Raw genomic sequence first — 22027 nt, 5'->3', positions numbered from 1 at the left:
CGTGGCGTCGAACCGGCCTGCCCCCGACTTCTTCTACGGCCCTGAAGGTGACTTCGGCGTCGAGCAGGAGACCTGGGAGGAGTGGAATCCCACCGAGGAGTCCGTCTCTCCCGTCCGCGGCAGGCATCGCGTAGCCCGCCGCCGTGGTGGATTCGCGCGCAGCTCCACTGTTCTCGGCGTCGGCGTGGTCGCCGCCGTCGGTGCGGGCGGCATCGCCACCGCACAGGGCGGCAAGCCGCCGGTCCACATCTCCATGCCCGACCTGTCGGCGGTCAAGGACTCGCTGCCCGCGGCCAAGTCGCTGCCGGGCGTGGGCTCGCTGATATCCGACGACTCGGACTCCGATTCCGACTCCGGCGCCACGGCCTCCCCGCTGAGCGGCGCCGGTATCACTCAGGCCGAGGCCGCCGACGGGCAGACCGGCGCCGGCGAGGCGCTGCGGGCCCGCATCATGCAGCAGGCCGAGACGCAGCAGGACGCGGCCGACGCCACCGCGAAGCAGGCCGCCGAGGAGGCCGCTGCCAAGCAGGCGGCCGAAGAGGCCGCCGCCAAGCAGGACGCGGCCAAGGCCAAGGCCCTCGCCGAGAAGAAGAAGGCCGAGGCGGAGGCCCGTCGCAAGGCCGAGGCCGAGCGCCTCGCCAAGCTGGCCGCCAGCTTCAAGCTCCCGGTCGCCTCGTACACGCTCTCCGGCACCTTCGGTCAGCCCGGCTCCATGTGGTCCTCCGGGTACCACACGGGCCTCGACTTCGCGGCCTCCACCGGTACGCCGATCCGCGCGATACACGGCGGCACGGTCACGGAGGCCGGCTGGGCGGGCGCGTACGGCTACCGCACGGTGCTCACCCTCGACGACGGCACCGAGCTGTGGTTCTGCCACCAGTCCTCGCTCAATGTCAGCGCGGGCCAGAAGGTCAGCACCGGCGATGTCATCGGCCGCGTGGGCGCCACGGGCAATGTGACCGGGCCGCACCTCCACCTGGAGGTCCACCCCGACGGGCAGTCCACCGGGGTCGACCCGGCGACCTGGCTGCGCGGCAAGGGCCTCACCCCGTGAGTCAGTGAACTCCGGCGGTCCTGGCGCTCACCCCCCGACGCCAGGGCTGCCGGTTCGCCCCTTCTTGGGGCGATTTCCAGTGTGATCGCGGAATAGCGCATTCCGTACGGGCGTTGAGGCACGGCATGACTTCCTCCTCTCGTTCTCTGCGCAAGCTCGGCACCTCCGACCTCGAGGTCTTCCCGCTGTCCCTGGGTGGCAACGTGTTCGGCTGGACCGCCGACGAAGCCACGTCCTTCGAGGTGCTCGACGCGTACGTCGCCGCGGGCGGCAACTTCATCGACACCGCCGATGTGTACTCGGCGTGGGTGGACGGCAACCGGGGCGGTGAGTCGGAGACCGTCATCGGCAAGTGGCTCGCCTCGCGCGGCCGCCGCGACGACGTCGTCATCGCCACCAAGGGCAGCCAGCACCCCGAGTTCCAGGGCCTGTCCGCGGCCAACATCAGGGCCGCGGCCGACGCGTCCCTGAAGCGCCTGGGCACCGACCACATCGACCTGTACTACACGCACTACGACAAGCCCGAGGTGCCGGTCGAGGAGATCATCGGCGCCCTCGACGAGCTGGTGAAGGCGGGCAAGGTACGGCACATCGCCGCGTCGAACATCTCCGCGCAGCGCCTCCAGGACTCCCTCGACTTCTCCGACCGCGAGGGCCTCGCCCGTTACGTCGCGCTCCAGCCGCACTACAACCTCGTCTCGCGCGACACGTACGAGGGCGAACTGCAGGACGTCGCCGCGCGCGCGGGCCTCGGGGCCGTGCCCTACTACGCGCTCGCCTCCGGCTTCCTGACCGGCAAGTACCGGCCGGGCGTCACGGTCGACAGCGCGCGGGCCGCCGGTGCGGGCAAGCACCTGGAGACCGAGCGCGGCCGGAACGTCCTGACCGCCCTCGACGAGATCGCGCAGGCGCACGGGGCCGAGATCGCCACGGTCGCCCTCGCCTGGCTCGCCGCGCAGCCCACGGTGACGGCGCCGATCGCGTCCGCGCGGACCGTCGAGCAGCTCCCGGCGCTGCTCGCGGTGGCGGACGTGGAGCTGACGCAGGCGGAGCTCGACCGGCTCACGGCGGCTTCTCAGTAGCGGTACGGGTTGTAGCGGTACGGCTCGTTGTCGTAGGTGTACGCGAGGCCCGGCGCCGGTGGGCCCGCGTACACCACCGGGGGCAGCCACATCGGCGCCGCGATCTGGGAGCCGTACGCGAGCGCCGGGCGCGCGTAGTCGCGCCGCGCCCACAACGCCTCCAACAGCTCCCGCTCCCGTACGGCGAAGTCCGCGCCGGCCCTGCCCCTGCGGCCGCGGTGGCGCAGCAGCGCGAGGGACGTCGCGCAGTCCTCGTACTCGGCGACCGCCTTCGCGGCCGCCCGGCCGCCGTAGTGCGTGGCGAAGTCGCGGGCCAGGCGCCGCGCCTTGAGCGAGCCGAGCGCGAACGGATCCGGCGGGGCGAGCCAGCCCGCGGCTATGTAGGCGGGCAGCTCCTGGCGGATGGTGCGCAGCTCGCGCTGGCGCACGTACACCGAGAGCCAGGTGAGCACGCCGAACACCGGCACCATGAACGCGGCGTACACCGCGAAGAAGCCGTACTCGCCGAACGAGGACGAGCCGTTCCAGAACGCGTGCATGCCCATCGCGGCGAGCAGCCCGGCGAGCGGGAGCAGCATCTTGCGCAGTCGGCCGCGGCCCGGCGCCATGGCGGCGGCGATGCCGAAGCCGATGCCGGTGAGCACCGTGAACAGCGGGTGCGCGAACGGGGACATCACGACGCGCACGAAGAAGGTGGCGGCGGTGACCGAGGTCAGTCCCGCGCCTGTGCCGGAGAGCTGGTCGGTGCCGAAGGCGTTGCCGAGATAGAGGATGTTCTCGGTGAACGCGAAGCCGGTGGCGGTGACCCCGGCGATGACGACGCCGTCGACGATTCCGGTGAAGTCCCGTCTGCGGAACAGGAAGACGAGCAGCACGGCCGCCGCCTTCGCGGACTCCTCGACGATCGGCGCTATGACGGTGGCGCCGAGGGTGTCGGCGCTTGCGGGGTCGGCGGTCGCGGTCTCTATCCAGCGGGTCGCGAAGCTGTTGGCGACGATCGCAATCAGCGCCGCCGCACACGCCCCCCAGGCGAAGGAGAAGATCAGGTTCCGCCAGGGGCCCGGCTGTACGCGGTCCAGCCAGCGGAACGCGGATATGAGGAGAGGAACGGGCAGCACGGCGAGCCCGAGCCCGACCAGGAAGCCCTCCGTGCCGGTCTGCTCGCGGACGAGGGCGAGGATCACGAACCCGGAGATCGCGAGCAGCGTCGCCAGCGCGGTGGCCCGCACACCCTTCCGCTCCCACCAGCGCGGATGCCGAACCGCACCGTGCGGGACCGCGCCGCTCGGGTGTGCGCCGAGGACGTCGTCCTGCTGGTGCGGATAGACGGGATACGAGGCCACCAATTGACCCTAACGAGGGACGCGGCCCGCCGCGACGGGGCCGCGAGGATCCGGCCTTGGCCCGCCCCGGACCTACCGGCGCCGGAACAGCAGGTCGTGGACCACGTGGCTCTTGTCCAGGCCCTTGCCCTCGAAACGGGTGAGCGGGCGGAACTCGGGTCGGGGCGCGTAGCCGCCGCCTTCGATCGTGTTCTCGTAGTCGGGGTGGGAGGTGAGGACTTCGAGCATCTGCTCGGCGTAGTCCTCCCAGTCGGTCGCGCAGTGCACGAGCGCGCCCGGCTTGAGCGGTCCTGCCACCAGCGACAGGAATTCGGCCTGGATCAGTCGCCGCTTGTTGTGGCGCTTCTTGGGCCAGGGGTCGGGGAAGTAGACGCGCAGCCCGTCGAGGCAGTCGTCGGGGAGCATGTCGCGCAGCAGCACGATCGCGTCGCCGTTCGCCACCCGTACGTTGTCGATCCCCGCGCGCTCCGCCAGGTTCAGCAGATTGCCCTGGCCCGGCGTGTGCACGTCGACGGCGAGGATGCCGGTCGTCGGGTCGTCCTGTGCCATCTGCGCCGTGGCCTCGCCCATGCCGAAGCCGATCTCCAGGACGACGCGCTCGACGCCGGGGAACAGCTCCGCCAGGTCGAGCCTCCGCTGCCCGTCGATGTCCAGGCCCCACGCGGGCCACAGCCGCTGCAGGGCATCGGCCTGCGCGTCGGTGACCCGGCCGCGGCGGGGCTGGAAGCTGCGGATGCGCTGCTCGTAGTGCGACTGCGCGGGGTCGGGCCGGGGCCCGTCGGGGAACCGCGGCTCGTTGGGGCGGGCGGTGGACGCGGGGGTTTCAGACGACTCAGACACAGTGGCACCAATTTTACGGGCAACCCAAGCCCCGCCGGCGTTTGAGGCGCGGGGTCCGGGGCGGAGCCCCGATCTTTTCCAGCCCCTGCGGCGATTGAGCAGCGGGGTCCGGGGCGGAGCCCCGAGACGTCAACCCCGTCGCGGCCTCACAGCAACGCGAGGACCCGCCGCGCAATCTCCCGCCCAATCGGCAGCGACGCCGTCGCCGCAGGCGAAGGCGCGTTCAACACGTGAACCGCCCGCGCCCCCTCCCGTATCAAGAAGTCATCCACAAGCGTCCCGTCCCGCAACACCGCCTGCGCCCGCACCCCCGCCGCCACCGGCACCATGTCCTCCGCGGTGACTCCGGGCACGAGCCTGCGCACGGCCTTCGTGAACGCCGACTTCGACAGGGACCGGTGGACCTCCCCCGCCCCGTACCGCCAGTGCCGCCGCGCCATCCGCCACGACCCCGGCCAGGCCAAGGTCCCGCCCACCTCGCGAGGCCGTACGGTCCCCCACCCGTAGCCCTCCCGCGCGAGGGCCGGCACCGCGTTGGGCCCCACGTGCACGCCGCCGTCGATCCCTCGCGTCAGATGGACCCCGAGGAACGGGAACGCCGGATCCGGCACGGGGTAGACGAGCCCGCGCACCAGGTCCGGGCGCCCGAGCTCGAAGTACTCGCCCCGGAACGGCACGATGCGCATCTCCGGGTCGTCCCCGGTCAGCCGCGCCACCTCGTCGCAGCGCAGCCCCGCGCAGTTGACGAGCACGCGCCCGCGCACCACGTCGCCGGCTCTTGTCCGCACGGCGACGCCCCGGTCCGCGCGCCGGTCGACCTGCACGACGTCCGCCCCGTACCGGATCTCGGCCCCGGACGCCTCGGCGAACAGCTCGGCGACCGCGCGGTAGTCGACGATCCCCGTCGACCCCACGTGGATCGCGGCGAGGCCGCGCACCTCCGGCTCGTACTCCTGGATCTGCGCGGGGCCGAGCTCGCGCACCGGAATCCCGTTCTCCCTGCCGCGCTGTACGAGGGCGTGCAGGCGGGGCAGCTCCTCCCGCTCCGTGGCGACGATCAGCTTTCCGGTGACCTCGTGCGCGATCCCGTACTCCGCACAGAACTTGACCATCTCGGCGGCGCCGCGCACCGCGAACCGCGCCTTGAGCGAGCCGGGCCGGTAGTAGATCCCGCTGTGGATGACCCCGCTGTTCCGCCCCGTCTGGTGCAGGGCCGGGCCCTCCTCCTTTTCGAGGACGACGACGCGGGTCCCCGGCGCCGCCCGCGACACGGCATACGCGGTGGAGAGTCCGACGATCCCCCCGCCGACCACCAGCACGTCCCCGTCATACGCAGCCGCCCCCACGGGCCTCACCTCCACTCCCGACACACCCAGCATCTTGCCCGACCCCACTGACAATTCATGCGGGCAGGCCCGGGCCCATGAGGACCACGCGGTCTACGCCGGTGCCATCAGCAACGGCCGGGCCCGCTCCCGCAGCTCCACCACCCGCGGCTCGTCCCCGTACGGCTCCAGGCGGTGCAGCAGATCCTTCACGTACTCGGTGGTCCGCGCGGACGAGATCCGACCGGCGACCTCCAGCGCCCGGGTCCCCTGCTCGCACGCGGCGTCCAGGTTCCCCGACTCCAGCTCGGCCACCGCCGACACCACGAGACGCAGCCCGTGCGAGCGCACGAACTCCTCCGTGGGCTTCGACAGCGCCTGCTCCGTGAAGCGCCGCACCTGACGGGGCGCCTTCAGATCGCGGTAGCACTCGGCCGCGTCCGCCGCGAACCGGTCGTACGAGTAGAAGCCGAGCCACGAAGGATCGGTGTCGCCGTCGCGGGCCCGCTCGAGCCACCCCTCGGCGGCCCGCAGCGCGGCCCCGGCCGCGGGCCCGTCACCGGTGCGCGCGTGCGCGCGTGCCTCGATGAGCCGGAAGAAGCTCATGGTCCGGGCCGTCGCGAGTCCCCGGTTGCGCTCGATGGCGGCCTGCGCGAGGTCGACGCCCTCGTCACCGAAGCCGCGGTAGGTGGCCTGCAGCGACATGGAGGCGAGCACGTAACCGCCGAGCGGTACGTCCGCCGCCGCGCGCGCGAGCCTGAGCGCCTGGATGTAGTACCGCTGCGCGGCCTCCTGCTGCCCGGTGTCGAACGCCATCCACCCGGCCAGGCGCGTCAGTTCGGCCGCGGCCCCGAACAGCGAGCGCCCCACTTCGTCCGAGTACGCGCCGAGCAGCAGTGGCGCCGCCTCCACCCGCAGGCACTCCGGCACCATCGACGAACGCCAGTCGCCACCCCCGTACTTGGAGTCCCAGCGCCGCGCGTCCTCGGCGGCCTCGCGCAGCTTCTGTACGTCGGTGTGGCCGACCTTCTGAGGTGCCCCGTCCTCCACGTGGTGTGCCTCCCGGGCCACCGAGGAGTCGGCCGGGGTTATCAGCCACCGGGACGCGGGCGTCGCGTACGCGCTCACCGCGAACGAACCGGCCAGCGACTGCCAGATCCCGCCGCTGCCCGCCCGTCGGCCGGCGAGGTCGAGCCGGTACAGCTCCGTCGCCGACTTCACCGCCGCCCGTACGTCGCGCGGGAAGGCCAGACCCACTTCGGGCGCGGGATCCGCGTCGGCCAGGCCGATCTCGTGCAGTGGCACGGGCCGGCCGAGCTTCTGGCCGATCGCGGCGGCGATGAGGTGCGGGGCGGCGCCCTGCGGCACCATGCCCTTCGACACCCAGCGGGCCACCGACGTCTTGTCGTAGCGCAGCGTCAATCCTCGTTGCGCACCAAGGTCGTTGACGCGGCGGGCGAGGCCTGCGTTGCTGATTCCCGCGAGGGCGAGGACGGCTCCGAGCTTTTCGTTCGGCCCGCGTTGCTCCCTGGACATGAGCCACCCCTCGACACAGACGGCTGCCGCGCCGGGCACCACACCGACTGTTTCGGCCTGGCATAACCGCGCGGCATTCGTACACACAGCGTAGTTCGCCGCATCCCAAGCGTTAAGGGTCGGCATTCCGGATGGCGGGATTGTTGTCCGTACTGAAGTACGGCGCAGGCCACGCCGTGTGACCGTGTGCTCCGGGCGTGGTGCCGTGCGCCCGTGCGTGCGCTCTTACCCGGGCGAGGGGGCGGCGGTTGCATGAGACCTGCGTGGGTCGGCCCGCTGTACTGGATCCAGCGGGCTGGGGGACCCCGCCGCCTACATCCCCGCGGGCGGCGGACCGGTCCGGGAGGCGGAGTACGCCTCCCGGACTGTGCGTTGCGCGCTGTGGCCGAAGCGGTGTGTTCAGCTCCGGCCATCAACGGCCGATTTGGCCGAATCTCGCCCCTGTCATCCGCACTGGTCCGGGTCGTACCACGGTTCAACTACGGCTCAAAAGGGGCGCATTGGGGGGAGCGTACGCCATTTCCCGCCCGCTCCTTCCCTTCGCCGTGTCTCCATCCTTGAGGCCGCCTTCGTGGCAGCATGGGGACCCCTTGTGTTGTCCACAGCCTGTGGAGGCGGCGATGCGCTGGTTGGTGGGGTGGAGCAGTGCCGCCTCCGGGCCCGTTGCCCTCGGTTCCGCGGGTGCCATGGGATCGGAGGGCGAAACGGTACACCCGGTCGGCTCCCAACTCCTGTGGGGCGACCCGGATCCGCTGTGGGCGGTCGGCGACTGGCGCGCCGACGAAGTACGCATCGTGAAGGCCGACGACCAGACGCGGGTCGCGGTGCTCGGCGTGTGCGGTGCCTCCGACGAGCAGCTGAGGGTGGGCCTGTTCGCGGCGCGCGGCGGCGCCCTGCGCCACCTCACGGCCTGGCCCGGCAGCTACACGGCCGTCGTCCAAGTCGGTCGCCGGCTCACGGTGTTGGGCGACCTCGCGGGCGCGCGCCCGGTGTTCCACACCCCCTGGGCGGGCGGCACCGCGTACGCGACGGCGGCGCTCCCGCTCGCCGACCTCATCGAAGCCAACCTGGACGTGGGGCACTTGGCCGCGCTCCTCGCGGCGCCCGACGTCCCGGAGGCGCTGCACGACTCGACGCCCTACCAGGGCGTGCACCGCATCCCGCCGGGCCATGCGCTGATCCTGCGCGCGGGGGCCCGCGAGATCGCCGGCTACGAGCCCGTGGCGTCGCTCGCCGTGGGCGCGGGCGCCGTCGACCCGGAACGCGCCGTGGACGACGTCAGGGACGCCCTCGTGGAGGCCGTGCGGACCCGTCTCGCGGCGCCCCGGCACGTGCCCGGCACCGACCTGGACCCCGGGCCCGTGCCCGGCATGGGACCCGCCGAGCGCCGGGCCGCCCGCGGCATGCCCGTGCCCGGCATCGGCGCCGACGTCTCCGGAGGACCGGCATCCGGCACCCTCGCCCTCCTCGCGGCCGGCCTGCCCGGCATGCCAGGCACGGTCCTCGGGCACGGCACGGGCGCGGGCGAGCGCCTCCTGGCGGTCACCTTCAACGACCGCTCGTCGCGGGCGGACCAGCACGAGGCGGAGCTCGAGAGAGCCGGGGCACTCGCCGCGAACCCACGCCTCCACCACGTAGTGGTGGCGGCAGGCGAAGAGGCGCTCCCGTACGCCGAGTTGGAAGGACCGCTCACCGACGAGCCGAGCTCGTCCCTCGTCACGGCCGCGCGCCACCGCGCACGCCTCGTCTCCGGCAGCGCCGACCACTTCACCGGCTACGGTGCCCGCCAGGTCCTGGACGCCCACCCGGCGCGCCTGGCCGACCTGCTGATGGACCGGCGCCGACGCCACATGGTGCGCCCCGTAGCGGCGCTCACGAAGGCGGACGGCTCCTTCACGGTTCCGGCGCGGGTCTACGGAGCGGCCCGAAAGCTTGCTCGTACGCCCTACAAGGCGGGCCTCGAAGGACTCTCCAGCCGACTACTGCAACAGAATTTCGAGGAGCCGGGCGGCGCCGTCGGGGCCTCGCTCGCCGCTCTCGCATGGGCCAGACCGGGGCCCGCCGCGCGCTGGCTGACCGGGGAGGCACTCGCTGAAGTATCGGTTCGTCTCCACGACGGCAAGACCCGTCCGGGGCCAGGGCCTGGCCAGCGCCCCGGAGAGTTCCGCGCCCGCGCGGGCCTCGCCCGGCACGCCGCCGACCTGCGCATCCTCGAACAGGCCGCCGAGGTCCGCTTCCAGCGCCTGCACGCCCCCTTCCTCGACAACCAGGTCGTCCGCGCCTGCCGCGCCCTGCCCGAGGCGCTGCGCGTCCAGCCGGGGGCCCGCGCCGACATCCTGCGCCGGGTCCTCGAAGGCGCGGGCGTCAGCGAACTGCCGCCCGGCTGGGGCGCCCCCTCGCACGCCTCGTCGTCCGCGGCGACCCGCGCCGGCCTCCGGCTCGCGGCGGACCACCTGATCGGGCTCTTCGACACACCACTGCTCGCACAGACGGGCCTGATCGAGGCCCGCGTGGTCCGCAAGGCCCTGCGCGCCGCGGCCGACGGCGAACCGCTGCCGCTCGACGGCCTGGCAGATCTGGTCGCCCTCGAACTGTGGCTGCGCCGCCTCCTCGCCCGTCGTGGCACATGCTGGACCGGCACACCGGCACGCGCGCGTGCGGTGCCGACGGGGAGCGTCGTCCCGGAGCGCGCGCTGGGAGCGGGGCCGAGGTAACGGCCCGACGGCCGCGAGCGGCACCGGCGGCCGCGCCGGGGAAAAGACTGGGCCCTCCTGCCGTGGAGCGGCGACAATGCCTCAGTGCAGTACAAGATCCTGGGCACCACACAGGCATACGACGACGAGGGCACACCCGTGCCCGTGGGCGGACCGCGACTGCGCGCCCTGCTCACAGCCCTGGCCCTGCACGCCCCGCACACCGCCCCCACCGACGCGCTCATCGACGACGTCTGGGCCGACGACCCGCCCGCCGACGCCCCGGCCGCCCTGCAGGCGCTGGTCGGCCGGCTCCGCCGCACACTCGGCAAGGAGGCGGTCACCTCCGAGGCAGGCGGCTACCGCCTCGCCGCGGGCCGCGGGGACATCGACCTGTACGTCTTCGAACGCCTGGCCCGTGAGGGCGCCGCGGCCCTCGCGGCGGACGCCCCGGAGACCGCCGCCGGCACGTTGCGGGACGCGCTCGCCCTGTGGCGCGGCCCGGCGCTCGTCGACCTCCCCGACCACACGGCCGCGACCCGCCATGAGGCCCGCCGCCAGGACGCCACCCGCGCGCGCGTGGAGGCGGACCTGCGCCTGGGCCGCGCCGTCGACCTCGTACCGGAGCTGCGGGAGCTCACCACCGCGTACCCGTACGACGAGCCGCTGCATGCGCTTTTGATCCGTGCGCTGCGGGATTCGGGGCGGGGGGCGGATGCGTTGGCGGCGTATGAGGAGGCCCGTCGTACGTTGGCCGAGGGGCTGGGGGCGGATCCGGGAGCCGAATTGACCGCCCTGCACGCGGAGTTGTTGGCGCCACTCGGCTCTGCCCACCCGGCGCTGAGGCCTCGGGGCTCCGCCCCGGACCCCGCTGCTCAATCGCCGCAGGGGCTTGATTTGCGCGCCCCGCGGCCTCGGACCGGAAATCTGCGCCCCCGGCTGAATTCGTTCGTTGGTCGGGAACCCGAACTCGCCGCCATCCGTTCCCACTTGCGAGGAGCACGCCTGGTCACCCTCACGGGCCCGGGCGGCTCCGGCAAGACCCGCTTGGCGGAGGAGGCCGCGGCGCCTCTCTCCCAGGCCTGGCTGGTCGAGCTGGCGCCGCTCGACGATCCGCTGGCGGTGCCGGGCGCGGTGGTCAGCGCACTGGACCTGCGCGAGACGGTCCTGATGACGAACGAGTTGTCGGGCCCGCAGACCGATCCGACCAGCCTCCTCGTAGAGCACTGCGCCCACCGCAGCCTGCTCCTGATCCTTGACAACTGCGAACATGTCATCGGCGCAGCGGCCCAGCTCGCCGAGACCCTCCTCACGCGCTGCCCCGGCCTCACGATCCTCGCCACCAGTCGCGAACCCCTCGGCGTTCCGGGGGAGTCCGTGCGCCCCGTCGAGCCGCTGCCTCCGGACCCCGCCCACCGCCTGTTCGCCGAACGGGCCGCCGCGGTCCGCCCCGGCTTCGACCCACGACAGGACCAGGAGGCCATCGCCGAGATCTGCCGCCGCCTCGACGGGCTGCCGCTGGCCATCGAGCTGGCCGCGGCCCGCCTCAGACTGCTCACGCCCCGCCAGATCGCGGACCGGCTCGACGACCGCTTCCGCCTGCTGACCGGCGGGAGCCGCACGGTACTGCCCCGCCAGCAGACCCTCCGCGCGGTCGTCGACTGGTCCTGGGACCTGCTCGACAAGCGGGAGCGCGGCACCCTGTGCGAGCTCTCGGTCTTCGCCGGCGGCTGGGACCTGGAGGCGGCGGAGGCCGTGTGCTCCACCGAAGAGGTCGCCGACGTCATCGGCTCCCTCCTGGACAAGTCCCTGCTCGTCGCCGCGCCCCACCAGGAGCAGCGCGGCGCGGGCATGCGCTACCGGATGCTGGAGACCATCCACGAGTACGCCACGGAGCGTGCCGCGCGGGCCCCCGAGCTCCTGGCGGAGGCCGAGCGGCGGCACATCGCGCACCTGCGCGCGCTGGTCGAGGCGGCCGACCCCAAGCTGCGCTCCGCCGAGCAACTCCCGTGGATCCAGCGCATCGAGGCGGAGCTGGACAACATCCGCGCGGCGCTGACCCGCGTCACCTCAGGTCCTGGGACCGTCGATCTGGAGTCGGCGATCGCCCTGGCGCTCAACCTGGGCTGGTTCTGGTGGCTGCGCAACTACCGCCACGAGGGCTCGAACTGGGTCGAGCGCATCATGGGGATGCTGCCGGACGGCGTGCTCCCCGAAGACACCGAGGACCCGATGTACTGGCCGCAGATGAACCTGCGGCTGCTCTCCCTGTTCCTGCTCTCGGAGATCTACCCGCAGAGCGCGGTCGCCGGTGAGGAGCAGCGTGCGTACGCGCTGCGCGTGCAGTCCGTCTTCGCGCCGCCCAACCCACAGGGGGCCCGCTTCCCCGGCATCATCTGGCCGTTCACGCTGTTCCTGCTCGACGGCCGTGACGTGCGCGCCGACCTGGACGCGGCTGTCGCCAACTGCCGTCGCTTCGGCGGTGATTGGGAGCTCGGCGTCACCCTGATGTTCCGCGCGCACATGGCGGTCGACATGCCGGGCAACATGAGCGGCGTCGACGACGACCTCGCCGAGCTGCGGGGCCTGAGCCGCCGGGTGGGCGACCGCTGGATGCGGGCCCAGGTGTGCAGCGCGGCGGGCGAGGCCGCCATGGGGCGCGGCCGGTTCGAGGAGGCGAAGGGCGAGTACGAGGAAGCGCTGCTGCTCGCCTACGAAGTGGGGGCGTACGCCGAGTCGCCGTTCCTCATGGCGCGTCTCGCGGAGATCTCCTTCCGCTCGGGCGACCGGGACACCGCGCAGAAGACGCTCGACATGGCGACCGAGGAGGCGGAGCGGTACGGGGTGGCGGACACCGCGGCCTTCGCCCGGCTGCTGCGGGCCTATCTCGCTCTGTCGGACGGTGACGTGGCCCGCGCGCGCGAGCACTGTGACGCCTCGCGCGCGGTGGCCGAGAGCGGCACCCCGCCACCGCAGTTCGTCGCGGCCCTCGGCGTGGTCGACGCGCGCGTCACGGCGGCCGAGTCGGGCCCCGGGGCGGGCCTCGAGAAGGTGGTCCGTCTGCTGCGCGACGAGGTCCTGGGGCAGACGGCCGAGTCGGTGACCGCGGGCCTCGTCGACGTCGGAGCCGCACTGCACGCGCGCGCGGGCGACATGGCACGCGCGGTGCGTCTCTTCGCGGCCGCCGACGTGATGCGCGCCGGTCTCCCGAGGTCGATGCCGGAGCGCGAGGAGTACGAGGCGGTGGAGTCCCGCGCGCGGGCCGAGCTCGGCGCCGCACGGTACGAGGCCGAGCGCGCGGCCGGCAGCACGCTCACGCACGAGCGGCTCCTGGCGGAGCTGGAGTCCGACACCGGCACCAGCACCGGCACCGAGAACGGCACCGGCACCGGCACCGGCACCGATACGGATGGCTGACGCCGGTTGATCAGCTGCAGGTGAAGCGGGACTCCGCCCAGTCGGCGACGGCCACCGAGTCGGCCGGGCTGTTCGGTTCGGTGACGAGCCGGATCGACTTCGCCCCGGCCACGTTCACATGGACCGGCACCGCGGGATCACGGCCCTTGACCACGGACGAGCTCCAGGCCCGCGCCCCGTCGACGTAGACGGAGAACCGGACGGCGCCGAGGCCGAGCGTCATGTCGTCGACACCCGCGAAGGCGTCGTACGCCGTGCAGCTTCGGTTGAGGTCGATGGTGACGGAGGACTGGGAGTGCACCGTCACCCCGTGCGCGTACTGCTTGTCGGCGATCGACAGGCCGTAGCGCTGCCACACCCAACTGCTCTCGCCGAGGCGGATCTCCGGCTTGGTGCCGTCGCCGACGGCGCTGTACTGCAGCTGGTTCACCTGGTAGACGGCTGGGGCGGGCGGCGGCGTCGGCTTCGGGGTCGGCTTGGGCGGCGTCGGCTTGGGAGCCGGCGGCTTCGGCTTCGGAGGCGTCGGTTTGGGCGTGGGCTTCGAGGTCGGCTTGGGGGAGGGCTTCGGCGGTGGCGGCGTCGGCTTGGGAGCCGGTGGCTTCGGCTTCGGTGTCGGCGGCTTCGGTTCGGGCTTCGGCTTCTTCGGCTCGACCGGCTGCGAGGCGGGCGGCGGCGCCTGCTCGCGCGCCTCCGGCTTCGGCTTCGGGTCACCGGCGAGCGCGATCGCCAGCGCGACGGCGGTTCCGGCGGCCACCACACCTGCCGCGATTCCCGCCTTCGCGGGTGCCCCGAGCCCTTCGGACGCCGCGCCACCGGCGGCGCCGCCGCTCGTGGAGCCGCTGCCCGTCGCCGCGGCCGCACCGGCCCCGGCCGCGCCCGCCGCACTCGCGGCGCCACCGCCGATGAACGCCGCGGCCTTCGCGTACCCGGCGGCGCCGAACCAGCCGATGACCGCGATCGGTACGACACCGGGGATGCCGCTGGCGACTTCCTTGATCTGACCGGCCGCGAGCCGGCACTTGGCGCACTCCTCCATGTGCTTGCGCAGGCCCCGCTCGGCCCGCGTGCGCAGGCTGCCGCGCGCGTAGGCGCCGAGCCGGTCCGCGTAGCGGGCGCACTCCTCGGACTGGGTGAGCGTGGTCGAGACATGGGCCTGGAGGTAGGCCTCCTTCAGGCCCTCGCGGGCGCGCTTGGCGAGCACGCGCGTGCCGTTGGCGTCGAGTCCGAAGAGCGTGGCGACCTCGCTGGGCGACTCCTCCTCGACCTCCGTGTGCCACAGCACGGCCTGCCAGCGCTCGGGCAGCGAGCGGAAGGCCTGCATGGCCATCGACTGCTCGGCCTCGTGCATCGCGCGGACGTCGGCGCCCAGGTCGAGCGTGTCGTCGTCGCTGGCCTCCCGCGTGCGGGCGTCCTGCGTGGCGAACACGGCGAAGTCGTCGACGAGATGCTCGCGCTTCGCCGACTTCGTCCAGCCCGCGGCCACGCGGCGCACCGTGGTCAGCAGATAGGCGCGCACCGCGTGCTCGGGACCGCTGCCGCTGCGTACCGCCTGCAGGGTGCGGGCAAAGACCTCGGCCGTGAGGTCGTCGGCGGTGTGCCCGTCGCGGCAGCAGGTGCGGGCGTAGCGGCGCACTGCGGCGGAGTGGCGGCGGTACAGCTCTTCGTAGGCGCTGTCGTCGCCCGCGCGCATGCGGCCGATCAGGTCGGCATCGGAGGACGGCGCCTCGCCGTCGACGCCGCCGGAGGAGCCGCTCTCGCGCTGAGGCGGCACGGATGTCTGCATGTCCGGCTGCTCGGCGGGCGTGCGCCCCGGACCGCCCTGGCTCGGTACGTGCCCCGAGGGCGGGCTCTCGGCGCTCGTACCGCCACCCTCGGGCCGCTGCTCGTCCCGCCCGTCAACGCTCATTGCGGAATGCCCCCGACCGCCCACTCTGACCCGATCACCGGGAAAGAGTGCCACACGCACGGGCCCCCGCAGGGGTTGCTGCACGGCAACCACTCATCCGTGGAGATTTCGAGTGCGCAAGCCCTAAGGATCACCCGTTCGGGGAAGCCTCAACCACCGTGCCGTCAAAGAGAGTTGACCGCGAGTGACCATGTGGTCAACCCGCGGTCACTCCCTCGGTTCGGTGCGGATCCGACCCGTCACGCAGGCCGCGAACGCAGCCCTTCGAGCAGGATGTCGAGCAGCCGGGCGGAGGCCGCTTCCTGTTGCGCGGCGTCCGGAAGCGACGGGGCCGCCGTCGCGATGACCAGCAGCACGTCCGACACGGTTACATCGGTGCGCAGTTCACCGGCCTCCCGGGCGCGGTCCACGAGCCGGCCCACGACCTCCAGGAGCGCCGCGGCCCCCGCGTCGTCCGCGGGCAGGGCCTCGCCGCCGGCCATCGGCTGCCGCTCCACGAGCCGCAGCTCCGGCGTCGCGGCACGCTGCTCGGGAACGCGCACCTCGCCCCGTACGCCCTCCTCCGAGTCCGCGACCCCGACCCGCAGCACCTGCGGGGGCAGCAGCCTGCCCGCACCCGAGGCGACCGAGGTCCGCAGGAAGCGCGAGAGCGCCGACCACGGCTTGTCCTCCTGGCCGAGCGCCGTGCGCGCCTGGTCGGTCAGCCGCGCGGTCTCCTCCTCGGCTATCCGCCGCACCAGTACGTCCTTGCTGGGAAAGCGCCGGTACACCGTGCCCACCCCGACGCGGGCGCGCCGCGCCACGTCCTCCATGGGTGCCCCGTACCCCAGCTCGCCGAAGACCTCCCTGGCCGCGCGCAGCACATGCTCAAGATTGCGCTGTGCGTCCACACGCAGCGGCGTGGAGCGCGAACTGTCGCCCGCCCCCCGCCCGTTGGCCCCCGCGGCCGCGCCCGAGGGGGCGACGGCAGAGGCTGAGGTCCAATGAGAGTCCTGAATGTGCATATGTGTTCCCCCGGTAATGACGTCTCCCCCCGGAGACACTCCCCGCCATTGTCTGTCGGAGTCAGAGGAACAGACAGCGATTTCCGGGAGCGCTCCCGGATCGCCCGCGTATCCCCCCAGACACCCCGACAAGACACGAACATAGTTGAGCCGAGGGCGATTCAGAAGAGGCAGGTTCCGCACCGGGTGCCCCTCGAAAGGAGTATGCGCGGGATTTCGCCATGACGGCCCCGCCGCCCTCCGCCCCGTCCCACGGCCCCGTTTTGGACGCTGACCTGGGAACCTCCCGCGCGCACGGGTCGACAGCCGGGCCAGAAGGGGTACTTCTGGTCGTCATACAAATGGTCGGGACTGTGGACAAACGCATGGGCCCGATGCGTCATGGGAGGGTGAGGACTGCAATCTTCCGGGGGGCGACCCCCGTACCCCCGAGGTGTACGCGCATTGTTGTAGTCGGCGGCGGTTACGTCGGGATGTACACGGCTCTGCGACTCCAGAAGAAGCTCAAACCGGAGCTCAAGAGCGGTGCGGTGGAGATCGTCGTGATCACCCCCGACCCGTACATGACCTATCAGCCCTTCCTGCCGGAGGCCGCCGCCGGCTCGATCTCGCCGCGCCATGTCGTCGTCCCGCTGCGCCGCGCGCTCGACCTGTGCCAGGTGATCGTCGGTGCGGCGCACTCCGTCGACCACGCCAAGCGCACGGTCACGTACACCACGCTGGCCAGCGACGAAGAGGGGACGGGCGCGGCGGCCCTCGCCTACGACGAACTGGTCCTCGCGCCGGGCTCGGTCTCCCGCACACTCCCGGTTCCCGGACTCGCCGACTTCGGCATCGGGTTCAAGACCGTCGAGGAGGCCATCGGCCTGCGCAACCACGTCATCGAGCAGCTCGACATCGCCTCCTCCACGCGCGACCCGGCGATCCGCGACGCGGCGCTCACCTTCGTCTTCGTAGGAGGCGGGTACGCGGGCGTGGAGGCGCTCGGCGAACTGGAGGACATGGCCCGGTACGCGGCGAAGTACTACCACAACGTCAAGGCCGAGGACCTGAAGTGGATCCTCGTGGAGGCTTCGAGCCGGATCCTGCCCGAAGTGGGTCCGGAAATGGGCCAGTACACGATCCGCGAACTGCGCGGCCGCAACATCGACGTACGTCTGGAGACCCGGCTCGAATCCTGCGAGCACCGCGTGGCGGTGCTCAGCGACGGCTCGCGCTTCCCCACCCGTACGGTCGTGTGGACCGCCGGCGTCAAGCCGAGTCCGCTGCTCGCCGCCACGGACCTGCCGCTGAACGAACGCGGGCGCCTCAAGTGCACCGCCACGCTCGCCGTCGACGGCGCCCCGCACGCGTGGGGAGCGGGCGACGCCGCGGCCGTCCCGGACGTCACGGCGCCCGGCAAGGAGTGCGCGCCCAACGCCCAGCACGCGGTGCGCCAGGCCAGGACCCTCGGCGACAACATCGCGGCCTCCGTGCGCGGCGAACCGCTCACCGACTACGAGCACGCGTACGCGGGTTCGGTGGCCTCCCTCGGCCTCCACAAGGGCGTCGCGCATGTCTACGGCCGCAAGCTGAAGGGCTACCCTGCCTGGTTCATGCACCGCGTCTACCACCTCAGCAGGGTGCCCACCGTGAACCGAAAGGCCCGCGTCCTGACCGAATGGACGCTCTCCGGTCTGTTCAAGCGAGAGATCGTCTCGCTGGGCTCGCTGGAACAGCCCCGCGCCGAGTTCGAACTCGCGGCCGGAGCGGTCCCTCCTACGGACCCATCTGGAGGCCCCTCTCCCGACACCCCACAAGGACCCCCGGGGAACCCGAAGGGATCGCCCTGAGCGCGCTGTTGACGCCCCCGACGGAGCACTGGTGACCGGAGCGCGCAACTCCCGCCCGCGGACCGGCGTCTGACGATTGTCAGTACGGTCGGCCAGACTGGTCCACGACCCTGGGCGGGCCCCTCGCCCACCCTCGACCCCACGAGGCTTTTCCCCTGTGAATTTCACGCGCTGGAGCGCCCGGCTCCCCGGAACGCAGCGCCGCGCGGCGGCGCGGGCCGACCACGGCGGACCCCAGCGGGCCGACGGCGCGGTCCCCGCTGCCCGCGCCGAGCACCTGTCCGAAGAGGGGCCCGGCGAGGAGGGCTGCGTCGACGAGCTGCCCGTACGCGAGGTCCTCGACCGCATCCCCGCCCTCGTCGCCCTGGTACACGGCCCCGAGCACCGCATCGCGTACGTCAACGACGCCTACGTCGCGGCCTTCGGCGAGCGCACCGCGGGCGAGCCCGCCCACGAGGCGCTGCCCGAGCTCGACGAGCTCAGCCTGCTCCCGTTCCTCGACCAGGTGCTGCGCAGCGGCAAGCCCCGCACGGTCAAGTCCCGCAAGACGTCCGGCGGCCGCTCGTACACCGTCACCTGCACCCCGCTGGAGACCGCGGAGGGTCCCGGTGTGCTGATCTTCGCGGCCGATGTCACGGACCACGCGGAGGCGGCGGAGCGCCTGCGCACCAGCGAGCGCGAACAGCGCGAGACGGCGGTCACGCTCCAACGCTCGCTCCTGCCACAGGAGTTGGAGGAGCCGGACGACCTGCGGATCGCGGCCACCTACCAGCCCGGCGGCACCGAGGCCGCGGTCGGCGGCGACTGGTACGACGTGATCACCCTCGGCGGCGGCCGCACGGCCCTGGTGATCGGTGACGTCATGGGCCGCGGCGTCCGGGCGGCCGCGGTCATGGGCCAGCTCCGCACGGCGGTCCGCGCCTACGCCCGCCTGGACCTGCCCCCGCACGAGGTACTCCAACTACTGGACGGCCTCGCTACGGAGATCGACCCGCACCAGATCGCCACCTGCGTCTACGCCGTCCACGACCCGAACGAGGGCCGCCTCGTCTACGCGTCCGCGGGCCATCTGCCGATCCTCGTACGGGACGAGAACGGCACGATCCACCGCGGCGACGAGCCCACGGGCCCGCCGCTCGGCACCGGCGGCTGGCTGCACGCCTCGGGATCGGTGCCGCTCGGCGCCGGATCCACGGCGGTCATGTACACCGACGGCCTGGTGGAGCGGCGCGACGAGGACATCGACGAGGGGGTGGCCGCGCTCGAGAACGCCCTGGCGGGCGCGACCGGCACGCCCCAGGTGGTCTGCGACCGTCTGATCCGCGCGGCCGGTGTCACGGCCGATCACGACGACGACGTCGCGGTCCTGGTGCTCCAGCACCCGGCCCGCAAGGGCACCGAAGGAGAGCGCTTCCGCAACGCGGCGCTCGAACTGCTCGGCGGCGTGGAGGCGGCCCCACGCGCGCGTGCCTTCGCGTCCGGCGTCCTCACCAGTTGGCGCTTCGCCGACGAACTCCACGACCTGGGCGTCCTCGCGGCCAGCGAACTCGTCGCCAACTCCCTCCAGCACGGCACCCCGCCCATGCGCCTGCGCCTGCGCCGCACGGACCGCCGCCTGATCATCGAGGTGACCGACGGCGACGACCACCTGCCGCGCCGCCGCCGCGCGGAACCGGCGGACGAGGCGGGGCGTGGCATCGCGATCGTCGCCACGATCGCCTCGAACTGGGGATCACGGCGCACGCCGGGCGGCGGCAAGGCGGTGTGGTGCGAGTTCGTCCTCCCACCGGGCAAGGCCCAGGGAGCGCCCCCGGCGTGACCTCTCAGCCGGACGCGGCGGTGGCGGGCTCCGGCGAGCTCTGCATCACCACACGGCTGCCGGCCAGCGACGGCTGGTCCTGCACCGGCGTGAGCCGCTTGCCGAGCCGCAGCGCCAGCACGGTGATGGCCAGCGAGAACAGCACGAACGTCACGATGTACGGACCGTGCAGCGCGGCACCCATCGGCCCGCCCACAGCGGGACCGACCGCCAGCGCGAGCTGCTTCACCAGCGCGAAGGCCGAGTTGTACGACCCGACCATCCCGGCCGGAGCGAGATCGGCGACGAGCGGCGCCACGGTCGGCGACAGCATCGACTCACCGAGGCCGAACAGCGCGTACGTGGAGATGAACGCGGCGGTCGCCATCGCCTGGCTCCCGTGCCCGACCCCCGCGTACCCGGCGAACAGCCACGCGACGGTCCAGATCAGCCCCACCGCTGCGATCACCCGTGACCGCTTGCGGCGCTCGACCAGCTTGAGCACGGCGAACTGGGCGACCACGATCATCGCCGTGTTGGCGGCGAGCGCGATCCCGAGCGTGGACGCCGAGATCCCGGCCGCCTCCACGCCGTAGGCACTCAGCCCCGACTCGAACTGCCCGTAGCAGGCGAAGAACAGCACGAATCCGAGCACGCACAGCTGCACCATCGCCCGGTTACCGAGCAGCGCCCGCATTCCGCCCTTGCTCTCACCCTTCGGCACGGCGTCACCGAGAGCGGGGGCCTGCGGCATCCGCACGGTGAGCACGATCCCGGCGAGCACCAGGAACATCACGGCCTCGATGGAGAAGAGCAGCAGGAAGCTGTCCGGCCTGGTCTCGTCCACGATCTGGCCGCCGATGAGCCCGCCGATGCCGAGGCCCAGGTTCTGCAGGAAGAACTGCGTCGCGAACGAACGGGTGCGCGTCTCCGGCGAGGAGCACCACACGATCATGGTCGCGAGCGCCGGCTGCAGCACCGCCGTCCCCGCACCCAGCACCGCGGCGGCCACGATGGCAGCCGGTTCATACGTGGCGAACCCGAGACCGACCGCTCCCACGGACGCCACGAGCGAGGCCGCGACGAGTACGGGCAGCGGACCGCGCCGGTCGATCGCGCGACCGGTGAAGGGGAGGACGACCAGGGCGGCCATGGCGAAGGCGGCCAGCACGATCCCCGCCGCACTGGCCCCGAGCCCCCGGACCTCCGCCACGTACACGTAGAGGAACGGAACCGTGAAGCCGATGCCGAACGCGCTCAGCGCGCTGCCCACCTGAATTCGGCGCATCGCGGCGCCCATCGCCCTGGTCACTTTCACCTGCCCTTTCGCTGTGTGGGGCCTTAGCCCTGAATACTTCGAAGCTAAAGTTCGAAGCTAAAGAGTACACACCCAAGGACTTCAACGCCAACCAGGCTCGTGCCATACTGCGCGGCATGGCGGACACCCCAGGCGCACCGGCGGCCGAGCCGACGCTCGACGAGCAGATCGCCGCGTACCAGCGCGAGTTCCAGGCCCTCGACCCCCAGGTCGAGCAGATCGTCTCGGCGCTCGGCAGGCTCAACCGCCGGATGAACGTGGCGTACGGACGCCAGACCGCCTCGGTAGGGATCAGCAACACCGACTGGGAGGTCCTCAAGGCCCTCGTCCTCTCCGGCGCCCCGTACCGGATGGGCCCCGGCGATCTCGCCAAGCGCCTCGGCCTGACCCCCGCCGCGATGACCCACCGCATCGACCGCATGGTCCAGGAGGGCCTGGTCACCCGCGACCGCGACGAGAACAACCGCGTCCGCGTCATCGTGGAGCTGACGGCGGAGGGCCGCGAGAAGTGGCTGGAGGCGATGCGCCTCGCGTCCGTCTTCGAGGAGGACCTTCTTCAGGACCTCACTCCGGGGGAGCGCGGAGTCCTCGGTGAGGTCCTCACCCGTCTCCTGCGCCGCGTGGAAGACGCCCAGCCGGACGCCGGCGGCCGCCTCAACGACCTGGACTGAAGCCGGGCAGGGGGAGGGTTGACACGGCCTTCCCCGGTCCGTAAGGTACCTCGGGTTGCCACGGAGCCGTAACGGTTCTTCGGCAGCACATCCGCCGCTCAAGCGGCACCCAATCTCAGCACGATCTCCCAACCGGGATTCTATTCGGCGTGCCCGAATTCAATTCCGAACCCCCGATTCGCTCGGGGGCCGGGAATCCGCTAAAGTT

14 protein-coding genes are annotated in these 22027 nt (G+C 72.5%); 7 read left to right on the top strand and 7 right to left on the bottom strand.

Features of this window, described 5'->3' with window-relative positions; all coding sequences use genetic code 11:
* Position 1 precedes the first annotated feature (1 nt).
* Complete coding sequence (locus OKJ99_RS27665) at positions 2–1054, top strand: M23 family metallopeptidase (RefSeq protein ID WP_326020378.1); 1053 nt, start codon at positions 2–4, stop codon at positions 1052–1054.
* 125 nt (positions 1055–1179) lie between these two features.
* Positions 1180–2136, top strand: a complete 957-nt coding sequence (locus tag OKJ99_RS27660) for an aldo/keto reductase (protein WP_326020376.1) — start codon at positions 1180–1182, stop codon at positions 2134–2136.
* Here the strand turns inward: OKJ99_RS27660 and OKJ99_RS27655 are convergent.
* The 4 genes from OKJ99_RS27655 to OKJ99_RS27640 form a co-directional block, all read right to left on the bottom strand.
* Complete coding sequence (locus OKJ99_RS27655; RefSeq protein WP_326020375.1) at positions 2130–3479, bottom strand: PrsW family intramembrane metalloprotease; 1350 nt, start codon at positions 3477–3479, stop codon at positions 2130–2132. The genes OKJ99_RS27660 and OKJ99_RS27655 overlap by 7 nt on opposite strands.
* Positions 3480–3551: 72 nt before the next feature.
* Positions 3552–4319: a tRNA (guanosine(46)-N7)-methyltransferase TrmB gene (trmB, locus tag OKJ99_RS27650; RefSeq protein WP_326020373.1), complete on the bottom strand. Its 768-nt coding sequence runs from the start codon at positions 4317–4319 to the stop codon at positions 3552–3554.
* Between the two features lie 146 nt (positions 4320–4465).
* Positions 4466–5698 carry an L-2-hydroxyglutarate oxidase gene (gene lhgO, locus OKJ99_RS27645; RefSeq protein WP_326020371.1) on the bottom strand — a complete coding sequence of 411 codons (1233 nt, stop codon included), beginning with the start codon at positions 5696–5698 and terminating at the stop codon, positions 4466–4468.
* 60 nt (positions 5699–5758) lie between these two features.
* Positions 5759–7180: an MFS transporter gene (locus OKJ99_RS27640; RefSeq protein ID WP_326020369.1), complete on the bottom strand. Its 1422-nt coding sequence runs from the start codon at positions 7178–7180 to the stop codon at positions 5759–5761.
* A gap of 620 nt (positions 7181–7800) precedes the next feature.
* Between OKJ99_RS27640 and OKJ99_RS27635 the strand changes: the two genes are divergently transcribed.
* Both OKJ99_RS27635 and OKJ99_RS27630 read left to right on the top strand, forming a co-directional pair.
* Entirely contained in the window at positions 7801–9894 is a 2094-nt protein-coding gene (locus OKJ99_RS27635; protein WP_326020368.1) for an asparagine synthase-related protein, read from the top strand.
* 84 nt (positions 9895–9978) lie between these two features.
* Positions 9979–13290, top strand: coding sequence for an ATP-binding protein (locus tag OKJ99_RS27630; protein ID WP_326020366.1), 3312 nt, complete (start codon positions 9979–9981; stop codon positions 13288–13290).
* A gap of 10 nt (positions 13291–13300) precedes the next feature.
* On the opposite strand, the gene OKJ99_RS27625 is transcribed toward OKJ99_RS27630, so the two are convergent.
* Together OKJ99_RS27625 and OKJ99_RS27620 are read right to left on the bottom strand one after the other, a co-directional pair.
* Positions 13301–15196, bottom strand: coding sequence for a sigma-70 family RNA polymerase sigma factor (locus OKJ99_RS27625; protein WP_326020364.1), 1896 nt, complete (start codon positions 15194–15196; stop codon positions 13301–13303).
* A 239-nt stretch (positions 15197–15435) separates the two neighbouring features.
* Positions 15436–16200, bottom strand: a complete 765-nt coding sequence (locus OKJ99_RS27620; RefSeq protein ID WP_326020362.1) for a TetR/AcrR family transcriptional regulator — start codon at positions 16198–16200, stop codon at positions 15436–15438.
* Positions 16201–16574: 374 nt separating this feature from the next.
* Between OKJ99_RS27620 and OKJ99_RS27615 the strand changes: the two genes are divergently transcribed.
* Both OKJ99_RS27615 and OKJ99_RS27610 read left to right on the top strand, forming a co-directional pair.
* Positions 16575–18032: an NAD(P)/FAD-dependent oxidoreductase gene (locus OKJ99_RS27615; protein WP_407700776.1), complete on the top strand. Its 1458-nt coding sequence runs from the start codon at positions 16575–16577 to the stop codon at positions 18030–18032.
* Between the two features lie 157 nt (positions 18033–18189).
* Positions 18190–19851 (top strand): ATP-binding SpoIIE family protein phosphatase, encoded by a 1662-nt coding sequence (locus OKJ99_RS27610; protein WP_326020358.1) that lies wholly within the window; start codon positions 18190–18192, stop codon positions 19849–19851.
* 4 nt (positions 19852–19855) lie between these two features.
* On the opposite strand, the gene OKJ99_RS27605 is transcribed toward OKJ99_RS27610, so the two are convergent.
* A complete protein-coding gene (locus OKJ99_RS27605; RefSeq protein WP_326020440.1) occupies positions 19856–21130 on the bottom strand; it encodes an MFS transporter in 1275 nt (424 codons plus the stop codon).
* 134 nt (positions 21131–21264) lie between these two features.
* Between OKJ99_RS27605 and OKJ99_RS27600 the strand changes: the two genes are divergently transcribed.
* Positions 21265–21819, top strand: coding sequence for a MarR family winged helix-turn-helix transcriptional regulator (locus OKJ99_RS27600; RefSeq protein ID WP_326020356.1), 555 nt, complete (start codon positions 21265–21267; stop codon positions 21817–21819).
* Positions 21820–22027: the final 208 nt, after the last annotated feature.

Origin of the sequence: Streptomyces endophyticus, from assembly GCF_035798155.1 — a bacterium.
Taxonomy (GTDB): domain Bacteria; phylum Actinomycetota; class Actinomycetes; order Streptomycetales; family Streptomycetaceae; genus Streptomyces; species Streptomyces endophyticus.
This window is presented reverse-complemented; position numbering and strand designations above follow the sequence as displayed.